This is a genomic window from Acinetobacter lwoffii, from assembly GCF_024129855.1.
Taxonomy (GTDB): domain Bacteria; phylum Pseudomonadota; class Gammaproteobacteria; order Pseudomonadales; family Moraxellaceae; genus Acinetobacter; species Acinetobacter lwoffii_L.
Window position 1 is genome coordinate 1 of the sequence record NZ_JAMXXC010000044.1, and the last position, 8,832, is coordinate 8,832.

Annotated in this window: 6 protein-coding genes and 2 pseudogenes; 7 read left to right on the forward strand and 1 reads right to left on the reverse strand. The window is 40.4% G+C overall.

All coding sequences use genetic code 11. The annotated features are described in order from the left end of the window. Positions 1–93 precede the first annotated feature (93 nt). The 7 genes and pseudogenes from cadR to NI465_RS15960 form a co-directional block, all read left to right on the forward strand. Positions 94–486: a Cd(II)/Pb(II)-responsive transcriptional regulator gene (gene cadR / locus NI465_RS15930; RefSeq protein WP_039624321.1), complete on the forward strand. Its 393-nt coding sequence runs from the start codon at positions 94–96 to the stop codon at positions 484–486. 143 nt (positions 487–629) lie between these two features. After that, positions 630–1,040, forward strand: coding sequence for a hypothetical protein (locus NI465_RS15935; RefSeq protein WP_039624319.1), 411 nt, complete (start codon positions 630–632; stop codon positions 1,038–1,040). Positions 1,041–1,089: 49 nt separating this feature from the next. Next, positions 1,090–2,457 (forward strand): TolC family protein, encoded by a 1,368-nt coding sequence (locus tag NI465_RS15940; protein WP_180001850.1) that lies wholly within the window; start codon positions 1,090–1,092, stop codon positions 2,455–2,457. A 1-nt stretch (position 2,458) separates the two neighbouring features. Then, a complete protein-coding gene (locus tag NI465_RS15945; protein ID WP_086197158.1) occupies positions 2,459–3,709 on the forward strand; it encodes an efflux RND transporter periplasmic adaptor subunit in 1,251 nt (416 codons plus the stop codon). Next, positions 3,699–6,857, forward strand: coding sequence for an efflux RND transporter permease subunit (locus NI465_RS15950; RefSeq protein ID WP_180081775.1), 3,159 nt, complete (start codon positions 3,699–3,701; stop codon positions 6,855–6,857). Before NI465_RS15945 ends, NI465_RS15950 begins: the two co-directional genes overlap by 11 nt. 85 nt (positions 6,858–6,942) lie before the next feature. Further along, positions 6,943–7,842 carry a cation diffusion facilitator family transporter gene (locus NI465_RS15955; protein ID WP_004665978.1) on the forward strand — a complete coding sequence of 300 codons (900 nt, stop codon included), beginning with the start codon at positions 6,943–6,945 and terminating at the stop codon, positions 7,840–7,842. A 203-nt stretch (positions 7,843–8,045) separates the two neighbouring features. Next, positions 8,046–8,225: pseudogene (locus NI465_RS15960) on the forward strand (hypothetical protein); the annotation flags it as partial. A gap of 188 nt (positions 8,226–8,413) precedes the next feature. Here NI465_RS15960 and NI465_RS15965 read toward each other — a convergent pair. After that, positions 8,414–8,707 (reverse strand): annotated as a pseudogene (locus NI465_RS15965) (IS5/IS1182 family transposase); the annotation flags it as partial. Positions 8,708–8,832 lie beyond the last annotated feature (125 nt).

Sequence of the window (8,832 nt, forward strand, 5' to 3'; positions counted from 1 at the left end):
CATAGTTATACCCATTAAAAAAATTTATAAACTTTGAATATTAGAATCCCTATAGTTACTATAGAGTCAAGATTTTTTGGAAATACCAACTCAATGCATTTAAAAATTGGTGAACTCTCTAAAAAAACCTCATGTTCAGTATTAACAATTAGGTTTTATGAAAAGGAAGGTTTAATTCCAGAACCAGAAAGAACGGAAGGAAATTACCGCCTTTACGATGTAGGCTATGTTGAGCGAATTAAATTTATTTTGAATTGCCGAACTTTAAATATGAGTTTGAATGAAATTCGTCAATTACTTACCTATAAAGACAAACCTGAGAAAAATTGTTCAGGGGTGAATGAATTAATTGACTTACATGTCAGTGCTATCAGAGAAAATATAATCAAGCAACAAAAGCTTATTGAACAACTATCTGATTTAAGAGGTACTTGTGATGGTTTATGTACAATTGACCAATGTGGAGTTTTAAAAAATCTAGCTTGATTATCTAGACCTATGCTTTTTTCAAAAACTCTGTATATCTTTACTTAAGGCTGCAAAAAGTTTAAGGTTACTCAAATTCTGTGATCAGATCTTTGATAGATCTGGACAGCTTCTTTATTGGTGTTTTAAATACAGATTTGTGTATGAAGAGAAAAACATTTCTAATCCAGATATTGGTACTCTTATTCACATTCCAGAATATTTGGAGTGTGGCAGAGGCCGCGTGTCTGCATGAAATGCCAAACATACCCAATTCAATACTCTCTAATCCAATCGATTTAGACGAAAAGAGTGATAGTCCTCGTCAAGCACTTTATTCCCTAGAAAACTATAAAGAAATCTATGACTATTGTCAGAAGGTTTGTTTTAACGAAAAGTGCAGTCATTTCTCAAATACAATCGTGATTCAGATTGACCCACCCGATGATCTGAAGCTTAAAGCTGATTTTGAGACCGGCATTACCCCAACTTATTTGGGAATAACTTTTTATAAATCCCCTTATCTGAATCAATTAACCCCGCCTCCCGATTTGCCCCTACTATTGGTGGGGTAGTCTTATAAAAGCCCACCACTCCTAATTTCATTATGCGTGGGGCATTTTCATGTCAAAAAACAAATTACATCAGGATACCTCCATCCTGAATTTATCCTGGTCAGCCTTAGGTAGCGGTATCTTGCTATCTGCAATGATCAGCATCAGTACTTCCGTAGTCGCCAGTACTCAAGATTTAACGCTGCAGCAAGCTATTGAGCAGGTTAACCAATATCAAGCGTCCCAAAATTTCTGGGAAACGCAAAATAGTATTAATGCCACGAATCTTCAGCAAAGTAAGCTGTTTAAAAATCCTGAATTGTCAGTTGAACAAACGGGCTTTGGTTCAAATAATGAAAAAGAGCTTGCCATTGGCATATCACAACCCTTGGATATTTTTGGTGAGCGAAAAGCAAACCAAAAATTAGCCAGTCTCTCTACAGATAAAACAGCACTGAAGCAGAAGATTTATCAAGCGCAAATTGAGCTTGCGGTGAAATATGTATGGTCACAACTGGCCATTGCTGAACTTGAAAGAAACATTGTCAATGAACAACTTCGGGTGAGTGAAGAAAACCTTAAAGCGATCGAGAAGCGCTTTACTGCGGGCGGTATCGCGCAAGTAGATGTGAATCGCGCACGTTTAAGTCATGCTGAAAATATACGCCTTTTTAGACAGGCAGACTTACAGGTACAAGTGGCCACCCAACAATTATCAAATTTATGGGGTACGTCTGATAAGTCATTGCAGGTAAACCTCTCTTCACAAAAGCTCTGGCCAAAATCGACTCATGGACAGGTTCAAGAATATTTAGCGGAAAACTACGTTGAGAAATATCGAGCTTTACTGGTATTAGAGTCTCAAGCAACGGTTGATCAACTAAGAGCAAAGGCACGTCCTAACCCCACTTTAAACCTAGGTGTCAACCGCACCCAATCCTTGGAAAACTCCACACAAAATCAATTAGTAGTCGGAGTTAGTGTACCGCTTAATATTTTCGATCGTCAGCAAAATGGCATAAAAATCGCGCAAGAAAAAATGAACTTATTAGAGCGTCAGAAAGAATTTTATCTGAAGCAAAATGCGCTGCAAATAGGCACAATTTTAACCGAGTTGCAGGGTTTAGAGCTGCAATTCAAAGTCGTTGACGAGACTCAAATTCCTTTGGCGACTCAAGTTCAAAGTAAGACGCTACAAGGTTTCTTGGCAGGCAAGTTTGCTTTAACCGATGTTCAGCAAGCCACGCTTCAATTACAAGACATCCGTCTGCGTAAAGTCCAGTTGTTACGGGATGGCTGGCAAAAGGCCATTGAAGCAGAAAGTTTGAGCTTAGGCATTAGCCCAAGTGAAGTCATGTCGAAAGATGCTATTGCACAAATCAATCAAAACTTATGGCAAGACATACAGGCCATGCCTGTCATTGGTGGGGGAAATTAACATGTTCGATCTTAAAAACAGCTTAAAAAAACAGAGCGGAAAAATCTCTCAACCTCTACTGATTGGTTTGGTCATCGGCGCAACCGTACTCCTCAGTATTTTCTTGATCTTGTCGGGTAAGAATAAATCTGAAACATCAGATGAACATGCAGAGGAAGAAGGCGCAGAGGAACATGGAAGTGAAGAACATGGCGGTGAAACCGAAGAGCATGCAGAAGGCGTGAGCCTGACGGCCAAGCAACTGGTGGAACAGGGCATACAGTTATCAGCGGTCGATCAAGGTCCGGTGGTTAAATTAAGTTCTTATCCTGCCAAACTCAATGTGAATACGGATCAGCAAGCGCATGTCTCACCGAGTTTTAGCGGTCATGTAGAAAATGTTTATGTAGAACTCGGCCAAAAAGTTCAGAAAGGGCAGCCTTTGGCTACATTGCTTGTTCCTGATCTAGTTGATCAGCAGGCCAATCTTAAAATTGAACAAACCAATCTGGAACTGGCGAAACAAGACTTTGAGCGTGAGCGTCAATTGTGGTCACAGGGTATCTCAGCAAAACAGGACTATCAACGGGCTTATAACAGTTATAAACGGGCACAAATCCAGGTTCAAGCGGCCCAATCACGTTTAAGTGCATTTGGTGCAGTGAATGCTAGTAACGGGCGCTATATTTTAAAAGCCCCAATTTCTGGCGTGATCAGTAAAAAGGATTTGGTTCTCGGGGAAAATGTTCAGTTAGCAAGTCAACTCTTTACCATAGACCGGTTAGATCAGCTCTGGCTTGAATTTATTGTTCCAAATTCTGAAATTGTGGGCTTAGCCCCGAATCAAAAGATCGAATTTAAATCTTTGCAAACTGAAAAGGTCTATAGGGCGGTTATTCAAACCTTAAATACTGAAGCGGATATTCAAACAGGTCGTCTTCAGGTGCGAGCAAAAGTTGAATCGAATGCAACCGAATTACGTCCAAACTTGATGGTAAACGTACAGTTGCAACAACGCAGTGAAAGTACCGCATTACGGGTGCTTAAGTCCGCAGTTCAGAATGTCGATGGAAAAGATGTGGTTTTTGTCGCCACTCAGCATGGACAAAAAGTTGAATTCACTCCGCAACCGGTGAAATTAGGTCAATCGTCTGGGGATAGCCAGTGGATTGAAGTGGTAAATGGGCTTAATCAGGGACAAAAATATGCCGCTCAAGGCAGTTTCTTACTGAAATCTGAGATGGAAAAAGGAGAGGCTTCACATGAGCACTAAAAGCCCTCACATTCCAGACCACGAATCGGTAAAACCTGAAGGGCTGTTTGATCGGCTGATCCAGTTTTCTATTCATAACGCCATTTGGATTATGCTGTTTATTGCAGCCTGGATTGCTATTGGTATTTATAGTTATCAAAAGTTACCGATTGATGCTGTACCGGATATTACCAATACTCAGGTGCAGATTAACACTTCAGCCAATGGCTTTACGGCTTTGGAAATGGAACAGCGGATTACCTATCCAATTGAGAATGCCATGTCAGGCATGCCGAAAATGGAACAAACCCGTTCGATTTCACGCTACGGCTTATCGCAAGTGACCATCATTTTTGAAGATGGCACGGATATTTACTGGGCCAGACAGCTTATCAACCAGCGCTTGCAAGAAGCAATGGGAGAAATGCCTGAAGATGTGCAACCTAACATGTCGCCTATTTCGACAGGTTTAGGTGAAATCTATCAATGGGTGATTAAAGCCGAACCAAATGCTAAAAAGCCGGATGGAACCGCTTATTCGGCGATGGATTTACGTGAAATTCAGGATTGGATTGTAAGACCGCAATTACAGCGCGTAAAAGGCGTTGCTGAGATCAACAGTATCGGTGGCTTTAATAAAACCTATGTGGTTGCCCCTGATCTGAACCGATTGCAACAATTGCAAATTCCTTTGTCTGATTTACAAACTGCCTTAACAGAGAATAATGAAAACCGTGGTGCTGGCTATATTGAGAAAAATGGACAACAGCTAACGGTTCGTGTTCCCGGCACTTTAAACACGATTGAAGATATCCAGAACATCAGTATTGCCAATAAAAACGGCTATCCGATTCGGGTGGCAGATGTCGCCAATGTCTCAATTGGTCATGACTTAAGAACAGGGGCTGCAACCTATAATGGTGAAGAAACTGTATTGGGTATTGCCATGATGATGATGGGAGAAAATAGCCGTACCGTTGCTCAAGCCATTGATGAAAAGGTGCAATCGATCCAGCAATCGCTACCTAAAGGTGTGGTGATTGAGACTGTGTATGACCGTACGCATTTGGTTGATCGGGCGATCAAAACCGTTCAGAAAAATTTGATTGAGGGTGCAATCCTCGTCATTGTTATTTTATTTCTCTTTCTAGGTAATTTCCGTGCTGCGCTGATCACGGCTTGCGTTATTCCACTGTCAATGCTGTTTACCTTGACGGGAATGGCAGAGCAGAAGATTAGTGCAAATCTGATGAGTTTAGGGGCACTGGACTTCGGTATTATTATTGATGGTGCAGTGGTTATTGTAGAAAACTGTATCCGTCGGCTAGCAGAAGCTCAGAAGCTGAAAGGTGGTTTACTTAGCCGTTCTGAAAGATTTAAAGAAGTCTTCTTGGCTGCAAAACAGGCGCGTCGTCCTCTCATCTTTGGACAGTTAATTATTTTGGTGGTTTATCTACCTATCTTTACCCTGACGGGTGTAGAAGCCAAACTTTTCCATCCTATGGCAATGACTGTTGTACTGGCTTTAATTGGGGCCATGATTTTATCTGTCACTTTTGTGCCAGCCGCAGTTGCCCTATTTGTCACTGGAGAAGTCAAGGAAACCGAAAGTCGCTGGATGCATTGGCTTAAAACCAAATATGAACTGCTTTTAGATAAAGCCTATGAGCTTCGTTTATTTGTGACTATTGTGGCTGCCTGTATTTTAGTGCTTACGGGCGTGCTAGCCACTCAAACAGGTAGCGAGTTTGCACCTCAACTGGGTGAAGGTGATTTTGCTGTTCAGCAAATGCGTTCCCCAAGTACAGGGTTAGAACAGTCACTGAGAATGCAGGAAAATACTGAAAAGTTACTGTTGAAAGAATTTCCTGAAATTAAAGCGATCTTTGCCCGTACCGGTACAGCAGAAGTGGCCACAGATGTTATGCCACCCAACATTTCAGATGGCGTGGTACTGTTAAAACCTCATGATGAATGGCCTGATCCAAAACAAACGATTGATGAGCTTCGCCAAAGAATGATTACTTTCTTAGCGACATTGCCGGGAAATAACAGTGAGTTCTCGCAACCCATTGAACTACGCTTTAACGAGTTAATTTCAGGGGTGCGAAGTGATGTGGGTGTCAAATTATTTGGTGATGACATGGAGATTCTAAATCGCGAAGCGAATAAAATTTCTCAAAAAATTAACTCAATTTCAGGCGCGACAGCCGTTAATGTAGAACAGACCAGTGGCTTACCCTTGTTGAATGTAGAGGTGGATAAGTCCAGAGCTGCACAATATGGCTTGTCGGTAAGAGCAATTCAGGATCTGGTAGCTACAAGTGTCGGTGGCCAGAATGTTGGAACAATTTTACAGGGAGACAAGCGTTTTGATTTTGTCATCCGTCTAGATGAATCCCAGCGTAGTCCTGAACAGTTAGCGGTACTTCCTATTCAATTGCCGAATGGTGGTTTAGTCCAACTGCAAGATGTGGCACGCGTTGAAAATATCCTGGGTATTAATCAGGTCAGCCGTGAAAATGGTAAACGTCGAGTGGTTATTACTGCAAATGTAGAAGGACGTGATTTAGGCTCATTCGTAACAGAGCTTCAGAGCACGTTATCCAAACAGGAATTACCAAGCGGTTATTGGATAGATTATGGCGGTCAATTTCAAAATCTGATGTCTGCAAAAGCGCGTATGCAATTGGTGGTTCCGCTCGCATTGTTGACGATCTTTATTTTATTGATGGCTGTATTCCATAATATCAAAGAAAGCTTACTGGTCTTTAGTGGTGTACCGTTTGCCTTATGTGGAGGCTTAATCGCGTTGTGGTTGCGTGACATTCCATTATCCATGTCAGCAGGGGTTGGCTTCATTGCACTATCGGGGGTGGCTGTACTGAATGGCTTAGTCATGCTTACCTTTATCAAAGAGTTGCGACAACAATATGACCTTTATTATGCAACGTGGCAGGGTGCAATTTTGCGTCTTAGACCTGTGCTGATGACCGCTTGTGTGGCGTCCCTTGGGTTTGTCCCGATGGCTTTGGCAACCGGAACTGGGGCAGAAGTACAGAGACCTTTAGCAACAGTGGTTATTGGAGGAATTATCTCCTCTACCCTGCTTACATTGGTTTTATTGCCCGTACTGTACCGGTGGATGAATGAAAAGAAAGCTTCTTAATCCATTAGATTAAGCAACTTTTAGCAGAGATATTGGGTCTGTCTCAAATATCTCTGCTAATCATGGATTAAATAAGGAAAATTTTATGTCAGAACATCATGATCATAGCCATGCGGTTGTTACTGAAGGAAATAGTAAGAAATTAATGTTTGCTTTGGGTTTAACGACTACTTTCTTAATAGTAGAAGTTGTCGCTGCTTTTATTACCCAAAGTTTAGCATTACTGTCTGATGCCGCTCACATGTTTACTGATGTAGCCGCATTAGCTATTGCTCTTGCTGCTATCAAAATTGGTAAAAAAGCCGCAGATGATAAAAGAACTTTTGGCTATCAGCGATTCGAAATTTTAGCGGCTCTGTTTAATGCAGTGATGCTTTTTGTGGTGGCGATATATATTGTCTATGAAGCTTACCAACGCTTTACGCATCCTGCTGAAATTCAAAGTGTTGGAATGATGATTGTCGCAGTCATTGGTTTGGTCATAAATTTGATTTCAATGAAAATCCTTTCTGCGAGTGCTCAAGAAAGTCTAAATGTGAAAGGCGCATATTTAGAAGTCCTTAGTGATGCACTGGGATCGATAGGCGTGATTATCGGAGGAGTGGTCATTTATTTTACCCAGTGGATGTGGGTAGATACCGTAATCGCTGTGTTAATTGGCTTCTGGGTTTTACCTCGAACTTGGGTTTTATTAAAACAAAGTATCCATATTTTGCTTGAAGGGGTTCCTGATGAGATTGATATTGAGTCGTTAAGAAATGATTTATTGATGCTAGAGGGTGTTGAAGGGATTCATCAGTTGAAAGTCTGGGCTATATCTTCAAAAAACATTCATTTAACTGCTCATTTGGTTGCTCCTAATAGCGATCCAGATCAGCTCTATCAAAAGGCCTTAGACGTTCTAAAACATAATCATAGTATTACTGAAATTACGTTACAAATAGAAAGTAAGGAATGTAATACATTGGAACAGCATAAACATTAAAGTGCTGCTCTTTCTACATAATGGACAGATGACTAGGCTGATAAACCTTACCATTTTCCTGTATTACACTTCTATTTATCACACGCACTTTAAACACCATCCTGAGACATTTTAAAATTACAAGAATGTAATTTATGAGTCCTCTGGGTGTTAATTCTTTAAAGTTAGAATATCTAACAAGTATTAAATGAGAGTAAATAAACATGCTATTCAAAAATAAATTTTGTACTAAATTACTGTTAATTAGTGCATTCTTTAGTATCGCAAGTTTTAGTTATGCAGATGGCGGCTTGTTATTTCTTGAAAAGAATTTAAAAGCTTCTAAAGTTGAAAATTCTAAACAAAAACAAGTTAAAAATAATGAATCAAATGAATCAAATGAATCAAATGAATCAAATGAATCAAATGAATCAAATGAATCAAATGAATCAAATGAATAGTTGGGTTGCATAAATAAATCAATTAGACTTATTCATTCAGCAATATAATTCCTGAATGAATAAGTTTATAACTAAAACCGGCTTTGTTGCATAAACATTCAAAAGCTGAGTTTTCCCCAATCCATTCAAATTTAAGTGACAACTTGGGTGTGAGGTCTACCTAATTCCGTAAATCTATTCAGAACTGCCACACGCGCATGAACTTCATTGACCTGACTTTGAAAATGTCTTGCCGTCAGCTTATCTCCTAATAATTTGATGCAATGCATCTTGGTTTCCACCAAACTGCGACGGTGATAGCCCGACCATTTTTTCCATAGGGTTCTGCCTAAATGCTTAACCGTTTGAAGTAACTCATTTCGTTCTATTGAACTGATTTTAGAATCTTTCCAGGGCTTGGCATTCTTCCTGGGTGGAATTACGGCACTGTTGCAAATAACCACGAATGGTAAGCTGAAGGGCACTGTTGCAAATAACCACGAATGGTAAGCTGAAGACTGTTTTAGCTAAAGGTGCAGCATATGAATCCTTTCCATGGTCGGCATTTTCA

Bases quoted from the DNA above. Each gene is read 5' to 3' on its own strand.
- NI465_RS15935 (WP_039624319.1), top strand. From the start codon at position 630: ATGAAGAGAAAAACATTTCTAATCCAGATATTGGTACTCTTATTCACA.
- NI465_RS15940 (WP_180001850.1), top strand. From the start codon at position 1,090: ATGTCAAAAAACAAATTACATCAGGATACCTCCATCCTGAATTTATCC.
- NI465_RS15955 (WP_004665978.1), top strand. From the start codon at position 6,943: ATGTCAGAACATCATGATCATAGCCATGCGGTTGTTACTGAAGGAAAT.
- NI465_RS15950 (WP_180081775.1), top strand. From the start codon at position 3,699: ATGAGCACTAAAAGCCCTCACATTCCAGACCACGAATCGGTAAAACCT.
- cadR (WP_039624321.1), top strand. From the start codon at position 94: ATGCATTTAAAAATTGGTGAACTCTCTAAAAAAACCTCATGTTCAGTA.
- NI465_RS15945 (WP_086197158.1), top strand. From the start codon at position 2,459: ATGTTCGATCTTAAAAACAGCTTAAAAAAACAGAGCGGAAAAATCTCT.